At 66.6% G+C, this 584-nt stretch carries 1 protein-coding gene; it reads right to left on the bottom strand.

What is annotated here, in order from left to right; genetic code table 11:
• Positions 1-8: 8 nt before the first annotated feature.
• Positions 9-533 (bottom strand): hypothetical protein, encoded by a 525-nt coding sequence (locus ABWL39_RS20875; RefSeq protein ID WP_367796137.1) that lies wholly within the window; start codon positions 531-533, stop codon positions 9-11.
• Between the last annotated feature and the right edge of the window lie 51 nt (positions 534-584).

Genomic DNA, 584 nt, shown 5'->3' with positions numbered 1-584 from the left:
GCTTGGCCTTACTCGACCGTATACCCTTTCACTGGATTGACATGCGCCACCATCATGGCTCGCGCGGTCGTCTCCGGCTGCTCTACCTTCTGCTTGAGCTTCCAGCCGGCGTAGACCCTCAAACCTCGCCTGGCGGATGGCCACCACGGCCAGAACACATAGAGCATCCAGCCGCGTCCGCAGGTGGCGATACACCAGCCTGGGGACATCGGGCTGTCGCTGACGCGGGGATTGCCGCGCCAGATGATGGCGCCGGCAGTGTCGAGACCGCACACACGGTAGCTGAAACCATACCCACGGTTGCGCCACAGCCATGCGATGCGGCGGCAGGTGCGGCGCCAGCGGCTGCCATTGTCGGGCCAGCGCGCCCAGTGGCCGGCGTCGCCATCGATCGGGTTGTCGTAGGTGAGCCAGGGCCAGGCCCACGCCGGGGCGTGACCGGCAGGGTCGGTCAGAGCGACGATCAGCGGGGCCAGCGGGAAGGCGAGCAGGCCGATCAGCAGATCGAGCGGGAACAGTACGAACCATCGCATGACGGGCCTCCTACGGCGCAATGGGCCAGATCACAGCGTGCGGGAAACCAG

Source organism: Chitinivorax sp. PXF-14, from assembly GCF_040812015.1.
Taxonomy (GTDB): domain Bacteria; phylum Pseudomonadota; class Gammaproteobacteria; order Burkholderiales; family SCOH01; genus JBFNXJ01.
Note: the sequence above shows the minus strand (reverse complement) of the source record. Positions and strands in the feature narration are given on the sequence as shown.

Excerpts from the sequence above, each read along its gene's own strand:
- ABWL39_RS20875 (WP_367796137.1), bottom strand. The coding sequence starts at position 533 with ATGCGATGGTTCGTACTGTTCCCGCTCGATCTGCTGATCGGCCTGCTC.